We start from the raw sequence: 26,093 nt of genomic DNA, 5'->3' as shown, positions 1-26,093 counted from the left end.
CTTATATGGTCAGGGGTAGACGCTGGGATAAAGCAGTGCCTGAAGGTCGGGCGATCGCCCCTAGTTAGGTTCCTATTTCCCAAAAGCCTTCATTTCGCAGCAGCAGTGCCGTAAAGTCGCTTTTTCAGTAAAAATGCGGTGAATGCGGTAGATGAAGTTCTGTGTTCACCCGGAGTTGCAGCGAGACTGTCTCTGGGCTTAATTTTAGAGTGCCCGAAATCTCAGTATTCTCGACTAAGGATCAGAATTTTTAACGCAAAGCATACGCAAGCTTCAAATTAAAACTCGTTAAAACTCGTTGAAAGTGTGGAAATGTGGCAGTTTTCTGGCGATCGCCAGCTTATTTGGGGCGATCGCACATATTTGATGGGCGTGCTGAATGTCACGCCGGACAGCTTTAGCGATGGCGGCCAGTTTGACCAGCTCCACTCTGCGCTCCAGCAGGCCCATCGGCTGGCAAAAGACGGCGCAGACGTACTGGATATTGGCGGCCAGTCCACCCGTCCCCAGGCCGAAGATGTGGCGCTGGAGGAAGAGTTGCGCCGGGTGATTCCGGTGATCCAGGCAATCCGCCAGGGGGCTGATGATTTTGCGCCGCTGGATACGCTGATTTCCGTTGATACGACCAAGGCCGCCGTGGCCAGAGCGGCGATCGCCGCTGGAGCCAATATCATCAACGATATTTCGGGAGCCACCTTCGACGAGGCGATGCTGCCCACCGTGGCGGAACTGGGCGTGCCCATCGTGCTGATGCACATTCGCGGCACGCCCAAAACCATGCAGCAATTGACCGACTATCAGGATGTGGTGCAGGAAGTCTACGACTTTTTGGCGCGGCGCATTGAAGGGGCGATCGCCCGCGGCATCCCCCATCACCACATCGCTATCGACCCCGGCATCGGCTTCGCCAAAACCGCCGCCCAAAGCCTGGAGCTATTGCGCCGCATCGAGGTCTTCAAGCCCCTCGGCTGCCCCATCCTGATCGGTCCGTCCCGCAAGAGCTTCATTGGGCATATCCTCAACCAGCCTGATCCGAAGCAGCGAATCTGGGGTACGGCGGCGGCCTGCGCGATGGCGATCGCCTACGGAGCCGATATCCTGCGCGTCCACGATGTGGCTGAGATGCGGGATGTGTGCCGCGTGGCGGATGCGATTGGGCGGGGAGTTTGAAGGTCAGAGTGCCAGAGCGGTGCAAGGTGAGATAGCGTTATAGAAATAGCGTGATAGAACATTCATACTCTAGCTCCCCCCATGCCTCGATTCCTTCACATCGCCGATATTCACCTAGGCTTCGACCGCTATGACAACAAAGTGCGGACGCAGGATTTCTTTTACACGCTGATGGATGTGGTCGAACGGTATGCGATTGCCCCTCAGGTAGACTTTGTGCTGGTTGCGGGCGATCTTTTCGAGCATCGCAATCTTCAGCCGAACATCTTGAATCAGGCGCAGGCGGTGCTATCCCTCCTCAAAGATGCAGGCATTCCCGTTTTGGCCATCGAGGGCAACCACGACAACCGACCCTACGGCGTAAATACAAGCTGGCTGCGCTATCTGGCAGATTGGGAAATGCTGTACCTGCTGGAGCCGGGGGACGTGGCGCGGGGCGAACCGTTCTATTCGCCCTGGGATGCGGAGACGAAGCACGGCGGCTACATCGACCTGCCCTGCGGCGTGCGGGTGCTGGGGTCTAGCTGGTATGGCTCGACGGCTCCTAGGGCGATCGAGCAAATTGCCGCTGCCATTGGGGAATTGCCGCCTGCGCCAGGGCCGACGGTGCTGCTGTTTCACCACGGGCTGGAGGGGCAGATCGCTCGCTATCAGGGGGCGCTGCGCTATGGTGACCTGCTGCCGCTGAAGCAGGCGGGCGTGGATTACTTAGCGCTGGGGCACATTCACAAAAACTACGAAATCGAGGGCTGGGTGTTTAATCCCGGCTCCCTAGAAGCCAACAGCATAGACGAAGCCCGGTTTGAGCGGGGCGCGTATCTGGTGGACATTTGCCCAGACGGCATCCGGGCAGAACTGAAGCGCGACTATCGCCAGCGGCCGATTGTGCGGCTGAGGCAGACCCTGCGCGGCTCGGAAACCGTTGAGGACGTGCAGCAAACGGCGATCGCCCTGGTTCAGCAAGCCATCTCTCTGGGGCAACTCCAGCCCGATACGCAGCCAATCGTTGAACTGCGGCTGGAGGGCGAGGTCGGATTTGAGCGGACAGAGCTAGACGTGCGATCGCTCCAGCAGCAGCTTCAGTCTCTCAGCAACGCGCTGATCTTTCTGCTGAAGTTTGAGGCGGATGTACGGACGTTTGAATCGCCTGTGGGGGAAGAGGCCAGCCGCGACCAAGTGGAACGGGAAGTGTTTCTCGACCTGCTGACCGCCAACAGCACCTACAAAAACCGTGCCCCCGCGCTGGCCCAAGGCCTGATCGACCTGAAAAATCGCCAGATTGAAGGGCGGCCAGAGCCAGATCTGTATGAGCTAGTGCAATCCTTGCTGACGAGCGAGAACAGCGAGCGTAGGGATTAAAAGTGGCGGAGTGTGGGAGGAATCGGGTGTTGTTGGGGGTGGTGCAGACCGTTGAGCCATGTTGCTGAGCCATGTTGCGCCGCAACGCTGATGCCAACGCCACCCCCATCACACCGCCATTTGCCCCAATTGCGCTAGTCTAGCCATTGCAAAAGCTGGGCCCGACACGGTTCAAATACAGACAAGACGTGTGAATCTCTCTGCACCCCAAAGCTCCAGCCTCAAGCTCCACCCCCAGGCCCCAACCCCCGACCCTGATTGATGGACACCCGGTATGACTCGAAACAAACGCACGCGCTCCTTTGCGGCTTTTCTGGCCTCCCTGGTCGGATTCACGACCCTTGCCCCATTTGCATCTGCCCAGGCTCCAGCGTCTCCCAATCGCCCCACCCCAAATGAAACCGTAGACTGCGAGATTCTGGTTGTCGGCGGCGGGCTGGCGGGCGTGGCCACCTCCTACGAAGCGCTGTTGGCCGGGCGCACGGTCTGCATGACGGAACTCACCGACTGGATGGGTGGACAGATCACCTCCCAGGGCACGTCGGCGCTGGATGAGGCGCGGCGACAGCGGCAGTTGCTCTACTATTCCAGGGGCTATCTGGAATTGCGCGATCGCATTCAGAAGAAATATCGTAGGCTCAGCCCCGGCGACTGCTGGGTAAGCGTTTCCTGCTTTTTGCCCCGCGATGCCGAAAAGATTCTAGAAGACATGCTGCGCGATGCGGCCCGGAAAGGCAAAGGCCGGCTCAAATGGTTCCCTTCGACCGTGATCAAGGAACTGGACTACACCGCCGACGGCAAGCAGATTGCCGCTGCCGCTGCCATCCAGCATAGCCCCGCCCCCAACACGCCGCCGCTGAATACGGAGCCGCTATCGAAAATCATCGAAGATGCCTACCGCTACGAAAATTCCAGCCGTCTGCAAAAGAAGGTGATTCGCTTTGTGCCCAAGGCGCGGCGGCAGCCAGGTGTGGCCGATTGGTACGTCGTAGAGGCAACGGAAACCGGGGAGCTGATTGCCCTGGCGGACGTGCCCTATCGGCTGGGCCTCGACCCGCGATCGCACCTCGACCCATCCCTGCCCACTACCACGGGCGACCCCTACTGCACCCAGGGCTTTACCTACACCTTTGCAATGGAGCGCACGGCAGAACCCCAGCCCCAGCAAAAGCCACCCTTTTACGAACGCTATCTGCCTTACTACGGCTATGACCCCAACCCGCGTCTGGCCGACATCGACGTGGTGTTTACCTATCGCCGAATCTGGAGTCCAGAGCCACGGTCTACTGAGCGGGTGTTTGGCGTGTCGCGCCCCAAACCCGGCGATATCTCCATGCAAAACTGGGTCTGGGGCAATGATTATCGCCCTGGCACTTCCCGCGACAATCTAATCTACACCCGCCAGCAGTTGCAAGAGCAGGGGCAGCTTGCTCCGGGTGGCTGGCTGGGCGGGCTGCGGACGGAAACCCTAGCGGCGGGCGAGGAACTGGCCCTGGGCTACTACTACTGGTTCACGATGGGCACGACGGATTCGCAACTGGGGGACGGGGTGAAAAAGCCTGCGCCTAATCACCGCCTGCTGGCAGGGCTGGAGTCGCCAATGGGCACGGTTCACGGCCTGTCGAAATATCCTTACATCCGCGAAGGGCGGCGCATCATCGGTCGCCCAACTTACGGCTACCGCAACGGCTTTAGCATGAACGAGTTGGATATTTCTAAAGCCGACTTCCGCGCCGATTTTTATCGGCAAAACCTGTCACCAGAGATGTATCGCAATCTGTGGATTGCGCTGGCGGGGCTGGAAACTGTGTCGGCGATCGCCAAAAACACGCCCCCCGACCAGATTCAGCGCCGCACCCGTTCGACGATTTACCCCGATGCAGTGGGCATTGCTCAATACGCCATCGACTTTCACCCCTGCATGGCCTACTCGCCACCCGAAGCACCGGGGAATATCGAACGGCCGGGCACGCGCCAGGGCCACGGGCAAGCCTATCCGGGGCAAATTCCGCTGCAAGCCATGATTCCGCAAAAGCTGGATAATTTACTCGTGGCGGGCAAGAGCATCGCCACTAGCACGATGGTCGCCGCTGCCTACCGGGTTCATTCTTTTGAGTGGTCTGTGGGCGCGGCTGCGGGCACGACCGCCGCCTTTGCCCTGCGGGAGAATGTGTTGCCCTACCAGTTGGTGGACGACCTGCCCCGCCGCGAACCCCAGCTTGAGCAACTCCAGCGAACTCTTGTCCGCAACGGCAACCCAATCGAGTTCCCTGACACATCGATTTTTAATCTCGACTGGGCCGATTGGGCCCCGTGGTAAGGGAGGGCGGAAAAAACGAAGAACGAAGAACGAAAAACGAAAAACGAAGAACGAAAAACGAAGAACGAAGAACGAAAAACGAAGAACGAAGAACGAAAAACGAAGAACGAAAAAACTTCTTCTCTTCTCTTTTCCCTTTTCTCTCTTCTCTCTTCTCTTTTCCCTTTTCTCTCTTCTCTCTTCTCTCTTCTCTTTTCCCTTTTCTCTCTTTCCTTTTGCCCATGCTTCCTCCCTTTGTCCTTGCTTCTGCTTCTCCTGCTCGACGGCGACTGCTGCAACTAGCGGGGATTGAGCCGATTGTGTATCCCAGCGCCTTTGATGAGTCGCAGGTGCGGGAGCCGAATGCTAGCGTGCTGGTGCAAAAGCTGGCAGAGGGCAAGGCACGGGCAGTTGCGCCCAAGTTTCCTGATGCGCTGGTGCTGGGCTGTGATTCGGTGCTGGCGCTGAACGGCGAGATTCACGGCAAGCCCGCCCACGTAGAGGAGGCGATCGCCCGCTGGAAGCAGATGCGGGGACGGGTCGGTGAGCTATATACCGGGCACGCGCTGATCGACGGGGCGCAGGGCAAGATGCTGGTGCGGTGCGGCATGACGCAGGTGCAATTTGCCAACGTGAGCGATCGCCAGATTGAAGCCTACGTTGCCACTGGGGAGCCAATGAACTGCGCCGGATGCTTCGCGCTGGAGGGTCGGGGCGGGCTGTTCGTGGAGAAACTCATGGGCTGCCACAGCAACGTCATCGGCCTTAGCCTGCCGCTGTTGCGCCAGATGATTGCTGAGTTGGGCTACGACGTAACGGGCTATTGGTCTGGGGGCTGAAGGCTGACGCTGGCTGTGGTTTCACGGTGAGATGAATCTGATGAAGGAAACAGGAACCTGTGCAACACGGCAGCTCGTCAGCATACTTCAGCACCCCGTTCCCGATTGCGCTCACCTGCCCCTCATCCCATCCCCTTATATTGAAGACAGCCTACCCTACCCTGGTGCATCCGCCAGACCGGATGATTCTGCATGAACCTTGCCAAGCTCTTTGCGTCCAAGCGATTTCGTCAACTGCTGGTGCTGCTGGCGGCGGGCGGACTAACCACCATGACGGGTAGCGTCGTCACGCCGGTTTTTCCAGAAATTGTGCGAGATTTGCAACTTGATCGCTCCTGGGCAGGCATGTTGACCAGTACCCACGCCCTAACGACGGCGCTGTTTACGCCCGTCTTCGGCATTCTGGCCGATCGGGTGGGCAAGCGGACGGTGATGCTGCCTGCGCTACTGTGCTACGCGCTGTTTGGGGTGGCGACGATTTTCATGACGACGCTGCCGATGCTGCTGCTAATGCGGGGGCTGATTGGTGCGGCGAGTGGGGCGGTGGCGGCGGCCACCATTGGGCTGCTGGGCACGATGTATGAAGGCGACGAGCGATCGCGCATTTTGGGCTTTGCCACCAGCGCCATGACCACGGCGGCGATTATCTTTCCGCTGCTGGGCGGCTGGGTCGGGCGCAACCAGTGGCAGCACGCTTTTTACCTGTATCTGCTGGGGATTCCGCTGATGGCGATCGCCGCGCTCGTGTTTCGGGAAGAGCCTCGCAATACGAGCGGGGCGGGCTTGTCTGATACGGGCGGGCTATTGCTGGTGGTGCGCCAGCCGTCGGTGCTGATGATTTACTTCTTTTTGGCGGCGGCGGCCCTGGTGATGCAAGCCACCGTGGCCTACGCGCCGATTTACCTGAAAGAAACCATCGGCGCAGACCCAGCCCTGAATGGCGTGGTGCTGGGGCTGCGGGCGGCGGGGGCGGCGGTGAGTTCGGCGGTGCTGGCCAGCCGGCTGGCGCGACGGCTGAACAATCGACGGGGGGCGATCGCCCTTGGGTTTTGCCTGATGGGGCTGACCATTGCCACAATTCCTTCGCTCACACAGATTTTTGTCATTCTCCCTGTTGCAGCGCTGTTTGGCGTAGGCTTCGGCATCATTACGCCAAATCTCTACGATTTACTAGCCGATCAGGCTCCAGCAAAACTGCGGGCCAGCGTACTGGCCATTGGCACCGGGTTCAACTCGCTGGGTCTATTTTCGGCTCCCCCTGCTGCTGGGGGCCCATTTGGAAGCATGTTGGGCTACCGTTTGTGTTTTACCTGGCAGCGGCGATCGCCCTTCTGGTTAGCCTTTTGAGCCTCCAGCGAGAGCAGGGGTTGAGAAGCAGGGTTTAGGGCAACACTCCAGAATCCGCAATCCAAAGCCCCAAATTCTTCAGTCTACGCAATAGCGATCGCGCCCCCGGGCCTTGGCTCGATAGAGGGCCTGATCCGCCTGGTCAAGCAGCTTCAAAGGTGAGCTAAGGGAGGACGGAATTACGCTGACAATTCCAAAGCTGAGAGTAGACGGGGCATTCGTCACAGGGGACGGCAACGGGTTGATGAGCTTGCGAAGTTCTCGCTGAATGCGCCGCACCACACAAGCCGCGCCAGCTTGGTTCGTATTGGGCAACACGATGGCGAATTCTTCGCCCCCGTAGCGAGCGACAAAATCGGCGGGGCGGCGCAAGGTTCGATTGATCGCGGCGGCAATTTCCACCAGACACTCATCGCCCGCGAGGTGTCCGTGAGTATCATTGTACTGTTTAAAGTAGTCCACATCACACAGTACAAGCGATAACGGCGTGCCTTCGCGGGTGGCGCGGTTCCACTCCTGCTGAAGATAGTCGTCGAGATAGCGGCGATTGGCTACGCGGGTAAGCTGATCGTGAGTGGCCAGGTAAGCTAGCTCTTGGTTGGCATACTGCAACTGGCGATACAGTTCTGACTGGTGAATGGCAATGCCTACCTGCAAGGCAAGCTGTTGGATTAAGTCGATTTCGGCGCGTTCCCAGATGCGCGGCTGATGGCACTGCTGCACTGAAAGCAGCCCCCAGAGGCGATCGCCCTGCAATAGCCCCACCGTCAGTGCCGCCTGCACCCGAAATTGTTTCCAGTAGGCAATCGCCTCTGGAGATAGATTTGCCTGATCCAGATGGGCAATCACCCTGGCATTGCCATGACTGTAGAACTGGAGCCAATCTCCCCCCTGCTGTGGCAGATGCTCTGGCAGAATACTCATGCCTATCATTTGGGGTTGATCAGGTGCAACAGACTCTACCACCACCCCGCAGCGCCAGCTCTTGCCAAACTGACCAATCAACACTCGATCAGCTTGAAAGAACTGCCGCGCTTCTTGCACCGCAGTATTGAGAATCGCGTCTAAATCTAACGACTGGCGGGATGCGCTGGGTCATCGAGGCGAGGAGCCCGCTGCTGCTGCACCTGCGATCGCAGCAATTGCTCAAGCTGCTTTTGGTCGGTAATGTCTTTGAGCCGTGCCGAATAGCTTGATAACTGTGCCCTCAGCAGAAATCCGGGGACGGCCGCGAGCTTCGATATAGCGAATCGAGCCATCGGGACGAAGGATGCGGGCCTGAAACCGAAAGGGCTGTCCAGTGGCGATCGCCTGCGACAAGATTCGACGCAGCCGGGGCCGATCATTCGGGTGGTATTGCTGCTGATTTTCCGCCAGAGTGGGGGGCGGTAGTGTTGGATCAAGCCCAAACAGATGAAAAATTTCGGAAGACCAAGAGAGCGTCTGAGTTACGACATCTAGTTCCCAACTGCCCATGTGCATGAGCGCCTGAGCCTCCTTTAGCTGGGCCTCGCTCCTGGCAAGGGCATCAGCCAACACTTGTCGTCGCCGAATTTCTTGGTGCAGCGCCTCGTTCTTTTGAGTGACGGTCGATTGCAGCGCCCGAATCACTTCGCACAATTCTAGCGGATCGAGCATGTGAATGACGCTGGTTTGCGTCAGAATCCCGACCAACTCTCCTTGACTGCCCACTACTGCCAGCCGCCGAATCTGGTTCTCCTGCATTTGCTGATAGGCGCTCCACAAAGATTGCTGCGGGCTGGTTTGCAGCAGCGGCGTACTCATGACTTCCCCTGCACAAGTTTGGGCGAGGTCTAGCCCGTCTGCCTGGAGCCGCACAATGTCTTGCTCGGTCACAATGCCCAATGGCGCGACACCGCTCTGGGAACCGTCGGTCAGCCCAGAGTTGGCGGCATATTTTTCGGGTGCGGCATCTGGCAGATGGGGCAGGGCTGGCACAATCACCACACAACTGACCCGATGCTGCGTCATCTGCTGGGCCAAATGTGCAACGGGTGTGCTGGGCAGAGCAGAGACGACCTGGCCGACCATGACATCTGACACCTGGCGAAATTTCAGCAGATCACTGGGCTGGAGCAGCTTGCGAATCGAGTTGGGGGTGATTACTCCCAGCACGTCGCCCTGGCTGCCAAGGATAGGCAAATGCCGGATGCGATGCTGCCGAAAGGTTTGCAGCACTGCGAGCAAATCGTCCAAGTCGGTCTCGTCTAGCGTGATCACTGGGGACACCATGACGGTAGCGATCGCCTCGGCGGGCTGGAGCGCACCTTGGGCGATCGCCCGCACCACATCCCGTTCAGTAAAGATGCCGGCCAGTTGCCCTGCCTGAAGCACCAGCGTGAAGCTGCTGCGGGTTTCGCTCATGGTGCGGATGACTTGGGCGATCGCCGTGTCAGATTCTACGCTGAGAAACTGGTGGAGAACCCCCTCTGCAAAAAGCTGCTGTCGAGAAATTTGAACCTGAGCCACCTTGCCCTTCAATCTCTTTTCGAGACGAAACGCCAACAGAAACACCCAAGAAGCCGCTAAACGCGATTTTATCCGTTTTAGCAAGCATGAAAAACAGAGCGAGACGAAATCAATCCATCTCGCCCTCAAGGTTCTCTGAAGTTTTCTGGTGACGTGCCGGGGCTATTGAGGCTGTCTCCTCCAGAGAGCGCAGCCAGCCTATTCGTTGACCGAAGTTTTGGAGCGCTTGATGGGGCTTGGGCTTGGGCCCCGCTGCTGTAGTCGCTGCGGGGGCGGCTTTCTTCCATCGGCGCATCGTCGGAGTAGGCGTGGTCGCCGCGCATCCAAGCGGGGCGCGTCTGGTCGTAGGCCATTTGCAGAGCAGCAGCGGCGATCGCCCGCATGTCGTACTCTTCGCTCAGTTGCGTCACGATCGGCAGGAAGGAGGCGAGGCGATCGCCCACTAGCGCTTCCCGCAGTTGTCCCTGAAGCTTCTCCAAATAGCGGGCTTCGATCTGAGCGCGGGTAGGAATGGTGCCCGTCTGCAACTGCTGGCGGATGTGCCGCTCGATGTCCCGCAGCTTGCGCTTGTCCAGCGGCTGGATCAGCGTAATCGCCGTGCCCTCTTTGCCAGCACGCCCCGTGCGGCCGATGCGGTGGACATAGCTCTCCACACTGTCGGGCAGGTCGTAGTTAATCACATGGCTGAGGTCGTCCACGTGCAGACCGCGGGCGGCGATGTCCGTCGCCACCACCCAGCGCACCTGCCGCTGCCGGAAGCGCAGCAGCAGCCGCTCCCGCTGAGACTGGCTGAGGTCGCCATGATATTCATCCACGCTGTGTCCAGCGGCTTGCAGTTGGCGGGTCAGGTCGGCGGCGGCCTTGCGCGTGCGGACAAAGATCAGCGCCGATTCGGGGTCTTCTAGCTCCAAGATGGGTTGGAGAGCGCGGGCCTTCGTCCAGCCACGCGGCACCATGTACACCACCTGATTAATCCGCGTCGGTGCAGCCTTGGGCTGTTCGATGCTGACCGTGACGGGCGATCGCAAAAACTTAGCCGCCAGTTCTCGAATCGATGGATCCATCGTGGCCGAGAAAAACGCGGTCTGCCGCTCTGGAGGCGACTGGCTCAGAATTTTTTCCACATCCTGAATAAAGCCCATGTTCAGCATTTCATCGGCTTCATCCAGCACTAGCCAGCCCAGCTTGTTCAGCTTCAGGTCGCCCCGCTTCAGCAAGTCCAGCACCCGTCCAGGCGTGCCCACGATAATTTGCACGCCCCGCTGGAGGCGGTTGATTTGCAGGTCGATGGACTGTCCGCCGTAGGTCGGCAAAATTTTCAGTCGGCGATCGTCCGTCAGCGTCCGAATTGACTGATAGACCTGGATCGCCAGCTCGCGGGTCGGTGTCAGGATGAGCGCCTGCACCGCGTTGTTGTTGACATCAATTTGTTCCAAAATCGGCAGCGAAAAGGCCGCCGTTTTGCCCGTTCCAGTCTGGGCCAGCCCCACCACGTCGCGTCCCGACAGCAGATGGGGAATCGCCTGTGCCTGAATCGGCGTTGGTGCGGCAAATCCAGCCTTTTCTAGATGGCGCGCCCGCGCCTCAGACAAACCCAGACTAGTAAATGAAAGCGTCATTAGGTCTCCTTAAAAGAGTTCAGTTTGCTGAGACACGGCTGAGCGCGCCTCTGAGTTGCGTGCGGGCATCGGCAATCTGCCCGTAGAGGTCGTACACGTCGGCTCCGGTAATTTCTACCGTGGCCATCGATCCCAGCCGAGCATCGCCTTGGACATAGACCAGCCCATCCACTTCAGGAGAGAAGCGGGCCGATCGCCCAATCAGTTCATCCGTTTCGGGATTTTCTTGTTCGATCAGAACATCTACCACTCGCCCCACCTGTGCCTGGTTGCGCCGCAGGGAAATCGGCTGCTGGACTTGCATGAGGCGATCGCGCCGATCATCCATTACGTCCTGAGGCAGTTGGTTTGGCAGGTTAAAGGCGGGCGTGCCCTCTTCGGGAGAAAAGGTAAACACACCCACATGGTCAAACTCATGTCGCTGCACAAACGCCAGCAAATGCTGAAAATGCTCCTCGGTTTCCCCAGGAAAACCGACGATAAAGGTTGTCCGCAGCACGGCATCGGGGATCGCAGTTTTAATCCGCTCGATGATGCCGTCGTTCACCTGTCCTTGCCAGGGACGATTCATCGCCCGCAGCACCTCCGGATGAGAATGCTGCAAGGGCAAATCCAGGTAGGGCAGCACGTTGGGCGTTTCCTGAATCGCCGCGATCACCTTCGGCGTTAGCCCGGTGGGATAGGCATAGTGCATCCGAATCCAGGGAATCTCGACTTCACCCAGCGCCCGCAGCAGTTCCGCCAGCCGGGGTTCGCCGTACAAATCTACGCCGTAGTTGGTGGTGATCTGGGAAATCAGGATAATTTCCTGAACGCCCTCAGCAGCAAGCTGCCGAGCTTCTGCCACGATGGACTCAATCGAGCGCGATCGCTGGTTGCCGCGCAGGTGAGGAATAATGCAAAACGCGCAGCGATAGTCGCAGCCTTCGGCAATGCGGAGGTAAGCTACACCTTCGGTGGTCGTGCGATAGCGGGGCGTGGTTTCGTCTGCAATGTAGACTGGCTCCGCAGACACCTCCTGAACGCGCTCACCTGCCTCGGCTCGCTGAATCACGTCCACAATTTTGTGGTAGTCCCCAGTGCCCACCACTGCTACCGCTTCTGGGATTTCGTCCAGCAGTTCTTTCCGGAAGTGCTGCGCCATGCAGCCCGTAATCACGATTTTCTTGTTTGCCTCGGCTAGCTCCACCAGGGTTCGCACCGACTCTTCACGGGCCGCCTGGATAAAGCTACAGGTGTTGACAATGACGTAATCAGCTAATTCTTCGTTGGAATCCACCTGATAGCCGGACTGTACCAGCAGCCCCAGCATATGCTCCGTGTCGATTCGATTCTTCTCACAGCCCAGGTGAGAAACCGCAATTGTTGGCTTAATACTCATTCAAAACTTGGATAATGTGCGGGTTGAACGGTAAACAGAACGAATATGGAGCGATCGCCCATTACAGTGAAATCCTCACCGCCTTTATCCCCGGCCTTTTCAGGGCACGCGGCCCATAATGATCAGGGTGCAGGGAATACCGTTAAACGCAATCGCACTAATCTAAACTAACACCTACTATAGCCTAAAACATTACATAACTATACATTTCAGGCATACTTCATCAAAATACCTATCAAAAGATAGAGTCAGGCAACATCTTGTGGTAGCGCCAGACACACTGAACTCTATCAAAACTCCAGGACTGAATTTACGCTGACCTTGACTTCGACCTCGTGCTTGGCAGAGGATGATCCGCCGAAACCGCGCACCGATCAGCTTCCAGTGTAGGCAATTCTCAGCGGCCTTGGGGTTGCCGTCATCGTACCCTTGTTGCTGTAAAGTTGAACGTATGCGGGTGGCCTGTATGCAGTTCGCTCGTTGTTCAGCAAGTTCGCCGATTCGTAGAATTAGTCAGGGATTTAAGCGACTTTTCTATCGCCAACCCACAGCGAACATCTTAGAACTGGCTTCGTCAATTATCTAGTCGCGTGGACTTAACGCAGATTTTCAAAACAAAGCATCCGGTGATTGGGGTCGTGCATCTGTTGCCGTTGCCCACTTCGCCGCGTTGGGGCAATAGCCTGAAAGCCGTAATTGCGCGGGCTGAGCAAGAAGCGACTGCGCTAGCCTCAGGCGGCGTAGATGGGCTAATCGTTGAGAACTTTTTTGATGCACCTTTTACGAAAGAATGCGTCGATCCGGCGGTGGTCAGCGCTATGAGTCTTATCGTGCAAAGGCTGATGAACCTGGTGACGCTGCCGATCGGCGTAAACGTGCTGCGGAATGATGCTCGGAGCGCGATGGCGATCGCCACCTGCACCCGCGCCCACTTCATCCGGGTCAACGTGCTGACGGGCGTAATGGCGACCGATCAGGGATTAATCGAAGGTCGCGCCCACGAGCTATTGCGCTATCGGCGGGAACTGGGCAGCGAGGTCAAGATTTTTGCCGATGTGCTGGTGAAGCACGCCCGCCCGCTGGGATCGCCCAATCTGACGACGGCCGTTCAGGAAACGATCGAACGCGGATTGGCGGATGCGGTGATTCTCTCTGGCTGGGCCACGGGCAGCCCGCCCAGCCTGGAAGACTTGGAACTAGCCAGCGCCGCAGCAGGCGACACGCCCGTATTCATCGGCAGTGGAGCCAGTTGGGAAAATATTCCTCGCCTGATTCAGGCAGCAGATGGCGTGATCGTGTCCAGTTCGCTGAAGCGCCACGGACGGATTGAACAGCCCATCGACCCGATCCGCGTCAGCCAGTTTGTGGAAGCGATGCAGCGTAGCCTCTCCGAGAAAGAAGAAAAAGCAGCCAATCTGCCGACTCAATCCGCAGCGTCCGAACGACTGGCAGCCCGCGAAGGTTAGGAAGCGTGGGTAATGCGGCTGATGTGCAGAGTCGAAATTTTCTGGGGCCAGTGGGCGATCGCTGTGATACGCTGGAGAAGTTGTCTAAATTCGCGCGTCCGGGCTTTCGGGTGTTCTGAAGACCCAGGTATCAAGGCTTTCAAAGCATTTGTAGTGGATTGAGTGTTGCGCTGCGCTTCTTTCCAATTACCTGTTCAGGATGCTCCCGGATGGAGGAATAACCCGAAAGGAGATTAAGTTCATGCCAGTTGTTTCATTGGCTCAATTGCTTGAGTCAGGGGTTCACTTTGGGCACCAAACTCGCCGCTGGAACCCCAAGATGTCGCCCTACATCTACACCTCACGCAACGGGGTACACATCATCGACCTGGTGCAGACTGCCCAGTACATGGATGAAGCTTACAGCTACGTCCGTACCGAAGCCGAAAAGGGCAGCAAGTTTTTGTTCATTGGAACCAAGCGTCAGGCTGCGGGCATTGTGGCTCAAGAAGCTCTTCGCTGCGGTTCCTACTTCGTAAACCAGCGCTGGCTAGGCGGCATGTTGACGAACTGGGCCACGATTAAAACCCGCGTCGATCGCCTGAAGGAACTGGAGCGTCGCCAAGAGACGGGGCAGCTTGACCTGCTTCCCAAGAAGGAAGCCGCGATGCTGCGCCGCGAACTAGAGAAACTCCAGAAATATCTGGGCGGCATCAAAGCGATGCGGAAGATTCCCGATGTTGTGGTGATTGTTGACCAGCGCCGGGAATACAACGCTGTGCAGGAGTGCCAAAAGCTCGGTATTCCCATCGTTTCGCTGCTGGATACCAACTGTGATCCTGACTTGGTAGACGTGCCGATTCCTGCCAACGACGATGCGATTCGTTCGATCAAACTCATCGTCGGTCGTCTAGCAGATGCCATCTACGAGGGTCGCCACGGCCAGTTGGATGCAGAAGACGAGTACGACTACGAGGGCGCTGAAGAAGAGTACGACTACGAAGATGCCGAGTTCGCAGACGATGAAGAAGGCGAAGAAAACTAGGCATTGGAGGTGAAGGAAGCAGGGATCAGCAGGTCGGGTTCGGGCTTGAGCAAGCACCTGACACCTGGGCCCTGATCCCTGTAACCTAAGACCTGGATAGCAACAGTTCAACCACTTGCACACGGGGACTCAACGAACATGGCGGAGATTTCGGCAAAGCTCGTCAAGGAACTGCGCGACAAGACTGGCGCAGGGATGCTGGATTGCAAAAAAGCCCTTGCAGAATCTGACGGCGATATTGAAAAAGCGGTGGAATGGCTGCGGAAGCGAGGCATCACCAAAGCGGAAAAAGCGCTGAGCAAGACGACAGCAGAGGGACTGGTTGGAAGTTATATTCATACGGGCGGTCGGGTTGGTGTGCTGGTTGAGGTCAACTGCCAGACTGACTTTGTGGCGCGGAACGAATCGTTCCAGCAGTTGGTGCGCGATGTGGCGATGCAGATTGCAGCTAGCCCCAACGTGGAATATGTGAAGGTGGCTGATATTCCTGAGGACGTGATTGCGAAGGAAAAGGAAATTGAGGCGGGCAAGGATGACTTGTCCAATAAGCCGGAAGCCGTCCGCGCCAAGATTGTGGAAGGCCGCATTGAGAAGCGCCTGAAGGAACTGTCGCTGCTGGATCAGTCCTATATTAAAGACCAGAGCATTACTGTTGAGGAGCATATTAAGAATGTGATTGCCAGCCTGGGCGAAAATATTCAGGTGCGCCGCTTTGTCCGGTTTGTAATGGGTGAAGGCATTGAGAAGGAGGAGACCGACTTCGCCGCAGAAGTGGCTGCCCAAACTGGTGCGAAGGGAGAACCCAAAGCTGAAGCCCAAAAGGAAGAACCTAAGACTGAAGCTCAGAAGGAAGAACCTAAGGCTGAAGCGAAAGCTGAGCCTAAGGCTGCACCCAAGGCTGAGGTGAAGGAAGAGAAGAAGAAAAAGAAGAAGTAGGATCAGAGCAGGGCTGGGCAGGGCTGGATTTTGAGAACTTGAGTTCAAGTTCTCGGATTCCAACACTCCGTCTAATCGATTCGGGCGAGAAGCTTTGTCGAACGCTGAAAAAGGCTAGGGTGTGAAAGCAGCAGGCTGGAGGGTCTGAGTCGCTTTTATGCTCTAGTCTTTTGGCATTGCATGAGGGACGGCTATGGCAAAAACGGTTGAGCAAATTGAGCAAGATCTGGCGGCGCTGGTGGGGGCGATCGCCAAATTGCAGCAAGAATTTGAACAGGTCTATCGCGGCTATCTCACGGAGCTAGGAACGACGACCCGCCAGCAGCTAATCATGGCCAGCTACCACCTCTGCACGCAGGGCTATCCCGACGCATTTCTGAGCCTTTCGGTGAGCCAGCGTGAGGCTTTGCAGCGATCGCTCCGTCAGGTCGCCCAAGCGGCCCAAGATCGTCTGCTGCGGGCGCTAGACGAAGATGAATGCTGGGATGCTGATGCAGAGCCAGCGCCCGATGCGCCGGAGGAGTCTAGGGGGCTGATTTTGTCGCAAGATGAGGCGGCAGAACTGAGAGCCGCGTTAAACGAGAAGTTTGGACTGACAGAAGTGGAGTTTGACGATGACTCCTATGAGGACTCGTATTTTGACGAGCCACCGGAGAACCTGGGCAAGGATTCGGAATCTAACGGGGAAGGCTTGGCGGCGGGCGATTCGGGAAGCGATCCCTACGGGAATCGCCCCCAGGATGTCCCCACTTCTTCAACTCAGGAGCTTGCCATTACAGATGCGCTGAATGCTTCTCCGGAAGACCTGCTCGAAGCAGCCGCAGCGTCTCTCTCGCGGGCAACCTCCGAGGCAGCCGCCAAAGCCAAGGCCAAAGGCGCTTCCAGTTCCAATCAAGCGCCGTCGCCGATGGATAGTCTGGCGCGGTGGCAGGCGAAAATTGAGCGACGGATCGCCGCAGTGCTGCGCGACCAGTCTCAGGCGGCGAATCGCCTGCTGCACCAGGTCAACATTTTGCCCAACCAGATCCCGGCACCGATTATGGAAGTGGCGGCCAAGGCGGGTGCGTCTGACTCGACGCTCGGCCCGCCCAACCTGTTGAACCTGATGATCGAAGCGCAGGGCGACAAGCCAGATCAGGTCTCGATTACTCGAATTGTGGCGATCCGTCTGCGTCTCTCGGAGCTAGAGTTTGGGTCGCCGCTGTTGGCCAACTGGCGCTCAAAGCTACGTGGGTTAAACGCCCGCCTCAAGCAGCTTGGCCAAGAATATGAGAAAAAGTCTCGCGAACGGGCGATCGCCCAGGCAGAGCAGGCGTGGCGCTCCACCTGGCGCGAAGATTAACCCTGGCCAAACCAAATCATTCACTTTAGAATTCCAGCATGGACTGGCTGCGACTGCAAAAGGCACTGGCAATCGAGGCAGAGCGGGGCTTTAATGACCTGGAGGGCAAGCAGCACCGCTTTAGCGAGTTTTTGGCGCTGACTTTGCGAGAGCCGCCGACCGAGTTGCCGATTGTTGAACAGGAGCGGCTGCGGGCGATCGCCCACGAGTTTTCGCGCTATTCTGACCTCACCTTTGCCCAGCGGCAGCATCTCGTGGCTGATACACGCCGCGTGCTGTATCAGACCAAGCGCCTGGCCGAAGATCGAGGGCAAGCCGAGGAAGCTGAAGGGGCGTTAGCGAAGCTTTCCGAAGGAATCGCCCACGATTCAGACAACACCGTCGCGACGGCTACAACCCCCACCCGCACCGCCCCGAAAACGAAAATCCCCAAAGCGGTTCCCCTGGTTGAAAAAAACACCCGGCTGACCCTTGATCAGGCAGCGACCTATCTCCCTGGCGTGGGCGCAAAAAACGCCGAACGCCTAGCAAAACTAGGGCTGCACACGGTTCGCGACCTGCTCTACTACTACCCCCGCGACCACATCGACTACGCCCGCCAGGTGAATATCCGCGACCTGGAACCAGGGCATACCGTAACGCTGATTGGCACAGTAAAAAGCTGCACCGTCTTCAACAGTCCCCGCAACGCTAAGCTGGCCATTTTTGAGATGACCGTGCGCGACCACACCGGGCAGATCAAGCTCAGCCGGTTTTACGCCGGGGCGCGGTTTCGCAGTCGCGGCTGGCAAGAGCAGCAAAAGCGGCTGTATCCACCGGGGGCGGTGGTGGCCGCGTCGGGACTGGTGAAGCAGGGCAAATCGGGCAAAACGCTGGACGACCCGCAGATCGAGGTGATCGACCATATCGGCGGGTCGATCGAGTCGATGAAGGTGGGGCGCGTGGTGCCAGTGTATCCGCTAACGGAAGGCGTGCAGGCAGACGTAGTGCGAAAGGCAGTGCTGGGGGCGCTGCCTGCGGTGAGCCAGTTGCAAGAAGCGTTGCCAAACGGTCTGCGCGAAAAGTACGGACTGGTGGGCATTCAGGAGGCGATCGCCCACATTCACTTTCCACCAGAGGGCGAATCCCTCGCCGCCGCCCGTCGCCGTCTGGTGTTTGACGAGTTTTTCTATCTGCAACTGGGCTTGCTCAAGCGCCGCCAGACCCAGCGCCAAGAGCAGACCAGCGCCGTCCTCGCGCCAACAGGCAAGCTGATTGACGAGTTCTACAACATCCTGCCATTCCAACTAACAAGCGCCCAGCAGCGCGTCGTCAACGACATTCTCAATGACCTGCAACAGACCGCGCCGATGAATCGCCTGGTGCAGGGCGATGTGGGGTCTGGGAAAACGGTAGTAGCCGTGGTGGCAATCCTAGCCGCGATTCAGGCGGGCTTTCAGGCGGCGCTAATGGCTCCGACAGAGGTGCTGGCCGAGCAGCACTATCGCAAGCTGGTGGGCTGGTTCAACCAATTACACCTTTCTGTAGAACTGTTGACCGGATCGACCAAAGCCGCCAAGCGTCGCCAAATTCACGAAGACCTGGCCACGGGCGCACTGCCGCTGCTGGTGGGCACTCACGCGCTGATCGAAGACCCAGTGCAGTTTTCTCGCCTGGGGCTGGTGGTGATCGACGAGCAGCATCGTTTTGGCGTGCAGCAGCGGGCGCGGCTCCAGCAAAAAGGCGACCATCCCCATGTGCTGACCATGACCGCCACGCCGATTCCCCGGACGCTGGCGCTGACGCTGCACGGCGACCTGGACGTGAGCCAGATCGACGAACTGCCCCCCGGACGCAAGGCGATTCAGACCAATGTGCTGACGGCAAAAGAGCGATCGCACGCCTACGACCTGATGCGCCGCGAAATTGCTCAGGGTCGGCAGGTTTACATCGTGCTGCCGCTGGTAGAAGAGTCGGAAAAGCTGGATCTCAAATCAGCGATCGAGGAATATCAGCGGCTCCGAGATGTGATCTTTCCCGAATTTCAAATTGGCTTGTTGCACGGGCGCATGACCTCCGCCGAAAAAGACGATGCGATTTCCCAATTTCGCGACGGACAGACGCAGATCCTCGTCTCCACAACCGTTGTGGAGGTCGGCGTAGACGTGCCCAACGCCACGGTCATGCTGATCGAACACGCCGAACGCTTTGGGCTATCGCAGCTTCATCAGCTCCGGGGACGGGTCGGGCGGGGTGCGGCTCAGTCCTTCTGCCTGCTGATGAGCAGCACCAAATCAGAAACCGCCCGCCAGCGGCTGAAAGTGCTGGAGCAGTCGCAAGACGGCTTTTTCATTTCAGAAATGGATATGCGCTTTCGCGGGCCGGGCGAGGTGCTGGGGACTCGCCAATCGGGACTGCCTGACTTTGCCCTGGCCAGCCTGGTGGAAGATCAGGATGTGCTGAACCTGGCCCGCGAAGCTGCCGAAACCGCCATGACCAAAGATCCCACCCTCGATCGCTGGCCGCTGATGAAGTCTGAACTGGCCTACCGCTATCGCAAGCTCATGGGCGGCACGATTCTGACGTGATTTGGCGAAATTACACGTCAATGAGCAGGTGTCAGAAGGCCCCCGTTTCCACGCCTAACCCCGGCCCCGCATTGCTGTAAAGTGACAATATGTACGACAACGACGACCTTTCTGTGCTGGCGGCGGAGCTAGATCTTGACCTGGAAAGTCCGCTAGACAAGCTAGACGAGTCCGACAGCGAAACAGAAGCCCCCAAGCCTGATCCCGATGAAATGCTGGCGCTGCTGGAGTCGCCCCAACCACAGCAGCGGATGCTGGCTGCGCGTGCGTTTTGCGAATTGGAAGATGCGCGGGCAGTACCACATCTGATCCGACTCCTGAGCGAGTCGTGTCCGCTGGTGCGGGTGAGCGCGGCCTACGCGCTGGGGCGAAACCCTAGCGGTGACGCAGTGGAACCACTGATCGCGCAGTTTCAAAAAGACTGGAACGGCTACGTGCGAAAGGGCATTGTGTGGGCGCTGGGGAATAGCCGCGATCGCCGCGTGTTGGAGCCTCTGTTAGTGGCGCTAAAAACCGACATTCCGGCAGTTCGCCTGTGGGCCGCTAGCGCCCTGGCGCAAATGTCCTCTGTGGGATACGACGAAATTATCGCCGCCATTCCGCCGCTGATCGAAGCCCTCCGTCGAGACCCAATTGCTGCGGTGCGGAGCAACTGCGCCTGGTCGATCGGTCAGCTTTGCCGCGAGTTGCCGTCGAATGTGGTCTATGCTACCGCCATCGACGCGCTGATCGAAGCCTTTGCCGAAGACGAAGACATGGGCGTTCGGGAGGATGCTAAGCTGTCGATGCTGAAACTGGGCGATCCGCGCGGACTTCAAGTGATTGAGGAGCTAGAGCAGGAAGGGTTTTAGGCAGGACTGTCGCACCTGCAGCATAACGGCTCGGCAATCCAAAAAGCGATCGCCCTCCATCCGCTGGCCCCACCAATCCCTCCGGCGAAATCTGCGACAGGTCAAAGCTGATTTTGCTCAGGCTGGCTAGCGCAGGTGAACAGGACAAAAGGGCGATCGCCTCTACTCCGAAAATCCCCACAACCCGCATTAGGCGTAGTTTTTTACCCATTGCCGCAAATCCAAACTCGCACATCCAAAACCAAGCACCCACTCAAGCAGCCCAACTTCGAGGCACAGGGTGCGTAAAATTGGGCTGCGGCTAGAACCCTACAGCAGTTCGATGTTCGACAGGGTAAACTCCGTCGTGGTCTGCGTATCGCCCTGGGTTGAGTGAATCACCTGGCGCGTCAGCAGATAATAGCCGCCAAAGCTTTCGTAGGTGCTGTCTACCCGGTTTTCGCGCACGACTTCGCCCGTCTCGGCATTGCGGAACGTTACGTCGTAGCCCGTCGAGATGTAGCCCGCGCCCGTGTCGAGGCTGCTGTGGTGGTTGATCACAAAGGCATTGCCCCCCATGACGCGGCTCACCTGGCAAATTTCGTTGTTCCGCAGCTTGTAGTTTGACCCCATCGCGTCGCCGCTGACGAGGATTTCGACTGCGCCCGTGTCGTCGGTGTTGCCCAGCGAGAAGCGGTTTTTGCCGTGGGTCTGCTCAAAGCTGCTGCGCTTGCGGTGGGTCACGATTTCCCAGAGCATTCCCTGGAGCGACTCGCGCACCGCCTCATCCGACAGTTCGACGACCTCATAGCTCAGATCGGCATTCACCCGCACCTTGCCCGTATAGGTTTCGCCGCCCTGAGTCAGCGTCACGTCAGCCGTGAATCCTGGAAAATGTTCATCCCAGGTGTAGCGATTTTCGTAGGCCGCCCGAAAAAGTGATTGAGCGTCTAGCGTGGTTTGCGTCATGAGGAAAGCTCCTAAGCCGTTTCATTTAGGATCTTAGCGGCTGCGGCCACGCCTGCGCCGGGGGTCACGCCGTCATACCCCAGCTCAAGCAGCGTGGCTTCTAGCGCACCCACGGCCGTCAAAATGTCGCGATCGCACACAAAGCCCAAGTGCCCCACGCGGAAGATCTTGCCCTTCAGGTCGTCCTGTCCGCCAGCCAGCGCAATGTCGAATTTTTTCTTCATCACCGAGCGGATTTTCTCGGACTCTACGCCCACCGGAGCCACAGCGGTAATCGCAGGACTAGAGGTGCCATCGGCCGCAAACAGCGGCAGCCCCAGCGCCTTCATGGCAGCGCGAGTGGCGTTCATTTGGCGATGATGCCGCGCAAAGATATTCTCCAACCCCTCTGCCTGCATCATCTTCAGCGCCACTTGCAGCGCAAAGAACATATTCACAGGTGGCGTGAAGGGCGTGGTGTTTTTTGCTGCGTCTTTGCGATATTTGCCCAGATCGAGATAGAAACGGGGAATCTTGGCGGTGGCGTAGGCTTCCCATGCCTTGGGGCCGACCGCGACAAAGCCCAGTCCTGGCGGCAGCATGAAGCCTTTCTGGGAACCCGACGCGACCACATCCAGCCCCCACTCGTCAATGGGCACGTTGGTTGCGCCCAGGCTGGTGACAGCATCTACGATAATCAGCGCCCCGTGAGCCTTGACGTGCCGATTGATGGTTTCCAGATCGTTCAGCACACCCGTCGAGGTTTCGCTGTGGGTGACGATGACAGCCTTGATGTCCTTGGCGGTGTCGGCTTCCAGGCGCGTGCGGAAGTCTTCGGGGTTGAGTGCTTTGCCCCATTCGGCGGTGACGCGCTCGACCTGTAGCCCAAAGCCCTCGGCAAGCTGGGCCCAGCGATCGCCAAATTTGCCGTTTGTGCCCACCAGCACGCGATCGCCCGGACTCAGGAAGTTAATAATTCCCGCTTCCATTGCCCCCGTGCCGCTGGCGGTCAGGATCAGCACGTCGTTCTCCGTCTGGTGCAGCCACTTTAGCCCTGCGGTCACCTCCGCCATAATCGTGCCAAACTCGCCGCTGCGGTGGCCAATCGGGTGCTTTGCCAGCGCCAACAGCACCGACTCCGGCACGGGCGTTGGGCCAGGAATCATCAACATCAGCTTATTGTCCATTGCTCTGTCCTGCCTCTGAACTCAGGGGAATTTAGATTTTGCGTCGATCTAATATTTTGGGGCATTTTTGGAGTATCTATCAGAATGCCACATTCTGGAGAGAGCAGGCGTTAGGATGGCAAGACCTAAGGCAGGGCCTTCTGCATATTGGATTTTGGATGGGAGAGAATTGGGGATTTTGGATTGGGGATTTTGGGCGCATCCAAGTTCTGCAAGTTTGCCCTCATCCCCCAGCCCCTTCTCCCAAAATAGGGAGAAGGGGAGCCGGATTGGAAGTCCCTCTCCCGCTTTGGGAGAGGGATTTAGGGTGAGGGTGACAAAAGTGGGATGCACCCAGGACTTTGGACTTTAGATTGAAGGGATGCCCTGCTAAAATCCAAAATCTAAAACCCAAAATCGCCCTTACCAAAATCGCCCTTATCTGTTCTTACTCATTCGTGCCAGGATTGCTCCGGATCTCGCGGTGCAGATAGCGCAGCACCTCGCCAGGGCGACCGTCGAAGACGATGCCGTTGGGCGGGAATTCCAGGGCGCGAGTCCACTCAAAGCGTTCGGCGTAGCGGAGCAGGTGCAGCCGGTCGATGACCAGTTGCGCGTCTTCGGGCAGGCCGATGATGTAGTGGCGTAGGCGGCGACGGTGGGGCAGTTCGCAGGTGAGCGGGGGCAGCGAAAACTGGGTCGCCTCCGAGCGTGGGGACGACCAGGTGTATTGAATTGTCAGCATTTGGGGTTTCCTCCAGGAAACGAGTAGGGTAGGAAACCCCGAAATGTTGGCCGCCCCCGGACGTGAAGCGCTGGGACAGGGCGGCCTACAATGGACGCAGCCCTGAGACAGGCACGGACTGTCGAGGGGTCAGGTGTTGGTAGGTGGTGCGAACATCTACCGACACCGCAAGTGACTAAACGACCAAAATTTCGGGGGTAAAGTAGGCTGCGTCGAAGAGAACCAACGGGCAGCTTGATGGACGATTGTACTGGATGCGTTTCACTGACGCAAGAAAATTTTAGATTTTGGATTGGGGCGGGGCGGTGCTGACGGCGGGGGTATGGAGGGCGATCGCCGTTTGTCAACGCGAGAGTTTCCCAAACTAAAGTTTCCCAAACAAGTTTCCCAAACAAGACGCTCTCCCGGCGCTGCAATGGGCTGTCGAGAGAGCGTCTTGTCGAGGCGCAAAGCCAGCGGGATGCCAGCGCTATGCCGCCACTTCCTGCGCGGCGTTTTCCACCTCTATCGGGACAACCTCATCCGCCACATTGGCGATGAGCTGGAGATAGAGTTGCCCCAGGCGCGATGCAACACTGTCCCAGCTAAAGCCGAGTTCTACGCGCTGACGACCCGCGTTGCCCAGTTTGTCTCGCCAGGCAGGGTTTTTGAGGATGCGGGCGATCGCCCCCGCAAAGGCTTCAGTATCCTTCGGCGGCACCAGCAGCCCCGTCACCTCTGGCACGATGGTATATTGCAACCCACCCACATTGCTGGCCACCACGGGCGTATGGCTGGCCATCGCTTCGATGGGCACCAGCCCAAACGGTTCATAGTGGCTGGGCACGACGCACACATCCGCCGCTGCGTAATAGAGATGCAAGTTGGTGTCGCCCAGGCGGCCAGGGAATTGGGTCATGCTGGTCAGTCCCAGCGCTTGCACAATCCCTTCGATGCGATCGCGCTCCAGCCCATCACTCTTGCCGGGGCGACTGCCGCCGCCGATCACCAGCTTCAGGTTGGGCATATGCCGCAAATCAGACTCTCCTACAGCCCGAACCAGCGTTTCGATGCCCTTGCGCGGGTCAAATCGACCCACATACAGCACGATCTTATCTTCGGGTGCAAAGCCAAGCTGCCGGCGGGCTTCGGCGCGGGTGATGTGGCCAAAGCGGCTGATGTCAGTACCGCAGGGAATCATGTCGATGCGCCCTTGGGTGGAGACGAGCGATCGCATGTGTTCCCGCTCTTGGGGACTGGTCGCCACCACCGAATCCACCGTTTCCAGGCAATCTTTTTCGACTACCAGCCGTTTCGCGCCAATTGGCGGCAGTTCGCCCAGCGTGCGATACTTCACTGCGCCCAGCGAGTGGTAGGTATGCACCTGCACCAGCGACGGCATCTGGCGCTTCAGCCGCATCCCCACCCACGACGAGAGCCAGTAATGGGTGTGAACGAGCGAATACTCAACCCCTTCCTGCATTTGAAAGGCGAGAAACTGCTCCACAAACTCTGGCAAATAGTCAAACAGCAGATCGCGGCTCATAAACTCCGCCGGGCCAGCCACTAGCCGAATTGTCCGGCAATGGGGCTGGTGTTCCACGATCATCGGCTGCTCTGGGTCGCTGCGGCGCGTGAACATATCCACCTGCCAGCCCTGCGCGGCCAGCGTCTCGCCAACTTGCCGAACATAAACATTTTGACCGCCTGCCTCTTCTTGTCCAATTTCAGCCGCTGGATCTCCGTCTACCGAAATCAGCGCAATTCGATGACCCCGAGTCAGAAACATACTTTTTCACCTCATGGCTAACGTCTACCGACACGCAAACCAGAGGTGGATCTCCTAAAAAGATTCCCTCAGTGATTGCGAATCAGCATACTTAACAGAAAACGACACGCACTAGCGAAGGAAACTGACGAGAATCAGGACACACCAACCTTGCTCAAATCATCTGCCCAATCTATGCACGCCGAGATCAAGAGCGTCTGCTTAAACTTCTGGGTCAGAGATTCTAGGACAGAAACTAAACTCGATAGGGCCTGTGGTTAAGCCTTGGGCTAGTAGGTTCAGCAAACCAGCTGACAATTTTCGCAAAAGCTACCGCAGATCTGCTGAATCAGGGCGACTTTCGGTGCCAGCGTTTTTTAAATCACTAATGACTTAGAAATTCTTTAATTAGGCCGACTTATGTTTACTTGAGAAGATATCTCATCTCTGATTGTTTCGTCAATGTTACAGGCAGCGAGATGTCCGTGCAGCAGTCCCGCAGCCATGATGCATCTGATACTCCAGATGTGGGTTCATAAAACCGTAAATACCGCTACAAAAATGCAGATTGAACCCCAGTTCTGTAGACTTTCTTGGTTTTCCCTGGTCAATGGAGTGAGGGATGAGAAAAAAGTCATGGTTTTAAGATGCAAGGACAGGCGACCTTCTGGGGCTACCAAGATTAAGAAGCGGGGTGGTACAATTAGAAGGACTGATACGGCTTAATTCCAATCGGAATACCGGGAATAGTCGTTAAAAAGCTGCGGCCCAGCGCTACACTGTGAATCAGGCTTGTGAGAATCAGGCTGCGGGAGTCG

18 protein-coding genes and 1 pseudogene are annotated in these 26,093 nt (G+C 57.8%); 11 read left to right on the top strand and 8 right to left on the bottom strand.

Features of this window, described 5'->3' with window-relative positions; genetic code table 11:
- The first annotated feature begins 312 nt into the window (after positions 1-312).
- The 5 genes from folP to O77CONTIG1_RS10475 all read left to right on the top strand — a co-directional run bounded on the left by folP (position 313) and on the right by O77CONTIG1_RS10475 (position 7,014).
- The gene (gene folP, locus O77CONTIG1_RS10495) at positions 313-1,170 is read left to right on the top strand and encodes a dihydropteroate synthase (protein WP_068510379.1); all 858 of its coding nucleotides are present in this window, start codon (positions 313-315) and stop codon (positions 1,168-1,170) included.
- Between the two features lie 81 nt (positions 1,171-1,251).
- Positions 1,252-2,529 (top strand): exonuclease SbcCD subunit D, encoded by a 1,278-nt coding sequence (locus O77CONTIG1_RS10490; protein WP_068510377.1) that lies wholly within the window; start codon positions 1,252-1,254, stop codon positions 2,527-2,529.
- Positions 2,530-2,803: 274 nt separating this feature from the next.
- Complete coding sequence (locus O77CONTIG1_RS10485; protein ID WP_068510375.1) at positions 2,804-4,849, top strand: FAD-dependent oxidoreductase; 2,046 nt, start codon at positions 2,804-2,806, stop codon at positions 4,847-4,849.
- Positions 4,850-5,070: 221 nt separating this feature from the next.
- Positions 5,071-5,667 carry a Maf family protein gene (locus tag O77CONTIG1_RS10480; protein WP_068510374.1) on the top strand — a complete coding sequence of 199 codons (597 nt, stop codon included), beginning with the start codon at positions 5,071-5,073 and terminating at the stop codon, positions 5,665-5,667.
- Between the two features lie 192 nt (positions 5,668-5,859).
- Positions 5,860-7,014 carry an MFS transporter gene (locus tag O77CONTIG1_RS10475; protein WP_197673365.1) on the top strand — a complete coding sequence of 385 codons (1,155 nt, stop codon included), beginning with the start codon at positions 5,860-5,862 and terminating at the stop codon, positions 7,012-7,014.
- 78 nt (positions 7,015-7,092) lie between these two features.
- Here O77CONTIG1_RS10475 and O77CONTIG1_RS10470 read toward each other — a convergent pair whose 3' ends face one another.
- The 4 genes from O77CONTIG1_RS10470 to rimO form a co-directional block, all read right to left on the bottom strand.
- The gene (locus tag O77CONTIG1_RS10470) at positions 7,093-8,058 is read right to left on the bottom strand and encodes a GGDEF domain-containing protein (protein WP_068510372.1); all 966 of its coding nucleotides are present in this window, start codon (positions 8,056-8,058) and stop codon (positions 7,093-7,095) included.
- Between the two features lie 102 nt (positions 8,059-8,160).
- Positions 8,161-9,504, bottom strand: a complete 1,344-nt coding sequence (locus O77CONTIG1_RS10465) for a CBS domain-containing protein (protein WP_172799666.1) — start codon at positions 9,502-9,504, stop codon at positions 8,161-8,163.
- Between the two features lie 125 nt (positions 9,505-9,629).
- Positions 9,630-11,123, bottom strand: a complete 1,494-nt coding sequence (locus tag O77CONTIG1_RS10460) for a DEAD/DEAH box helicase (RefSeq protein WP_084782491.1) — start codon at positions 11,121-11,123, stop codon at positions 9,630-9,632.
- 19 nt (positions 11,124-11,142) lie between these two features.
- Positions 11,143-12,504: a 30S ribosomal protein S12 methylthiotransferase RimO gene (gene rimO / locus O77CONTIG1_RS10455; RefSeq protein WP_068510367.1), complete on the bottom strand. Its 1,362-nt coding sequence runs from the start codon at positions 12,502-12,504 to the stop codon at positions 11,143-11,145.
- Between the two features lie 590 nt (positions 12,505-13,094).
- Between rimO and btpA the strand changes: the two genes are divergently transcribed.
- From btpA to O77CONTIG1_RS10425, 6 genes and pseudogenes are all read left to right on the top strand, one after another.
- Positions 13,095-13,970, top strand: coding sequence for a photosystem I biogenesis protein BtpA (gene btpA, locus O77CONTIG1_RS10450; RefSeq protein WP_068510365.1), 876 nt, complete (start codon positions 13,095-13,097; stop codon positions 13,968-13,970).
- A gap of 241 nt (positions 13,971-14,211) precedes the next feature.
- The gene (gene rpsB, locus O77CONTIG1_RS10445; RefSeq protein WP_068510363.1) at positions 14,212-14,994 is read left to right on the top strand and encodes a 30S ribosomal protein S2; all 783 of its coding nucleotides are present in this window, start codon (positions 14,212-14,214) and stop codon (positions 14,992-14,994) included.
- Between the two features lie 138 nt (positions 14,995-15,132).
- A pseudogene (gene tsf / locus O77CONTIG1_RS10440) lies at positions 15,133-15,783 on the top strand (translation elongation factor Ts); the annotation flags it as partial.
- 340 nt (positions 15,784-16,123) lie between these two features.
- On the top strand, positions 16,124-17,272 hold the full coding sequence (locus O77CONTIG1_RS10435; protein WP_068510359.1) for a hypothetical protein: 1,149 nt from the start codon (positions 16,124-16,126) through the stop codon (positions 17,270-17,272).
- Positions 17,273-17,310: 38 nt separating this feature from the next.
- Positions 17,311-19,839 carry an ATP-dependent DNA helicase RecG gene (recG, locus tag O77CONTIG1_RS10430; protein WP_068510358.1) on the top strand — a complete coding sequence of 843 codons (2,529 nt, stop codon included), beginning with the start codon at positions 17,311-17,313 and terminating at the stop codon, positions 19,837-19,839.
- Positions 19,840-19,928: 89 nt separating this feature from the next.
- Positions 19,929-20,690 (top strand): HEAT repeat domain-containing protein, encoded by a 762-nt coding sequence (locus O77CONTIG1_RS10425; RefSeq protein WP_068510357.1) that lies wholly within the window; start codon positions 19,929-19,931, stop codon positions 20,688-20,690.
- Positions 20,691-20,999: 309 nt separating this feature from the next.
- Here the strand turns inward: O77CONTIG1_RS10425 and O77CONTIG1_RS10420 are convergent, their stop codons facing one another.
- The 4 genes from O77CONTIG1_RS10420 to O77CONTIG1_RS10405 all read right to left on the bottom strand — a co-directional run bounded on the left by O77CONTIG1_RS10420 (position 21,000) and on the right by O77CONTIG1_RS10405 (position 25,296).
- Positions 21,000-21,638, bottom strand: a complete 639-nt coding sequence (locus tag O77CONTIG1_RS10420) for a DUF3386 domain-containing protein (protein WP_068510356.1) — start codon at positions 21,636-21,638, stop codon at positions 21,000-21,002.
- An 11-nt stretch (positions 21,639-21,649) separates the two neighbouring features.
- Complete coding sequence (locus O77CONTIG1_RS10415; protein ID WP_068510354.1) at positions 21,650-22,804, bottom strand: pyridoxal-phosphate-dependent aminotransferase family protein; 1,155 nt, start codon at positions 22,802-22,804, stop codon at positions 21,650-21,652.
- Positions 22,805-23,231: 427 nt separating this feature from the next.
- Positions 23,232-23,528, bottom strand: a complete 297-nt coding sequence (locus O77CONTIG1_RS10410; protein WP_225894740.1) for a hypothetical protein — start codon at positions 23,526-23,528, stop codon at positions 23,232-23,234.
- 469 nt (positions 23,529-23,997) lie between these two features.
- Positions 23,998-25,296: a glycosyltransferase family 4 protein gene (locus O77CONTIG1_RS10405; protein ID WP_084782489.1), complete on the bottom strand. Its 1,299-nt coding sequence runs from the start codon at positions 25,294-25,296 to the stop codon at positions 23,998-24,000.
- Positions 25,297-26,093: the final 797 nt, after the last annotated feature.

The organism is Leptolyngbya sp. O-77, assembly GCF_001548395.1.
Classification (GTDB): Bacteria; Cyanobacteriota; Cyanobacteriia; order Elainellales; family Elainellaceae; genus Thermoleptolyngbya.
The sequence above is the reverse complement of the archived record's forward strand: the minus strand, read 5'-3'. Positions and strand labels throughout refer to the sequence as shown.

Bases quoted from the DNA above. Each gene is read 5' to 3' on its own strand.
- O77CONTIG1_RS10460 (WP_084782491.1), bottom strand. From the start codon at position 11,123: ATGACGCTTTCATTTACTAGTCTGGGTTTGTCTGAGGCGCGGGCGCGC.
- O77CONTIG1_RS10415 (WP_068510354.1), bottom strand. From the start codon at position 22,804: ATGGACAATAAGCTGATGTTGATGATTCCTGGCCCAACGCCCGTGCCG.
- folP (WP_068510379.1), top strand. From the start codon at position 313: ATGTGGCAGTTTTCTGGCGATCGCCAGCTTATTTGGGGCGATCGCACA.
- O77CONTIG1_RS10490 (WP_068510377.1), top strand. From the start codon at position 1,252: ATGCCTCGATTCCTTCACATCGCCGATATTCACCTAGGCTTCGACCGC.
- O77CONTIG1_RS10410 (WP_225894740.1), bottom strand. From the start codon at position 23,528: ATGCTGACAATTCAATACACCTGGTCGTCCCCACGCTCGGAGGCGACC.
- O77CONTIG1_RS10485 (WP_068510375.1), top strand. From the start codon at position 2,804: ATGACTCGAAACAAACGCACGCGCTCCTTTGCGGCTTTTCTGGCCTCC.
- rpsB (WP_068510363.1), top strand. From the start codon at position 14,212: ATGCCAGTTGTTTCATTGGCTCAATTGCTTGAGTCAGGGGTTCACTTT.
- rimO (WP_068510367.1), bottom strand. From the start codon at position 12,504: ATGAGTATTAAGCCAACAATTGCGGTTTCTCACCTGGGCTGTGAGAAG.
- recG (WP_068510358.1), top strand. From the start codon at position 17,311: ATGGACTGGCTGCGACTGCAAAAGGCACTGGCAATCGAGGCAGAGCGG.
- O77CONTIG1_RS10405 (WP_084782489.1), bottom strand. From the start codon at position 25,296: ATGTTTCTGACTCGGGGTCATCGAATTGCGCTGATTTCGGTAGACGGA.
- O77CONTIG1_RS10475 (WP_197673365.1), top strand. From the start codon at position 5,860: ATGAACCTTGCCAAGCTCTTTGCGTCCAAGCGATTTCGTCAACTGCTG.
- O77CONTIG1_RS10435 (WP_068510359.1), top strand. From the start codon at position 16,124: ATGGCAAAAACGGTTGAGCAAATTGAGCAAGATCTGGCGGCGCTGGTG.
- O77CONTIG1_RS10480 (WP_068510374.1), top strand. From the start codon at position 5,071: ATGCTTCCTCCCTTTGTCCTTGCTTCTGCTTCTCCTGCTCGACGGCGA.
- O77CONTIG1_RS10425 (WP_068510357.1), top strand. From the start codon at position 19,929: ATGTACGACAACGACGACCTTTCTGTGCTGGCGGCGGAGCTAGATCTT.
- O77CONTIG1_RS10420 (WP_068510356.1), bottom strand. From the start codon at position 21,638: ATGACGCAAACCACGCTAGACGCTCAATCACTTTTTCGGGCGGCCTAC.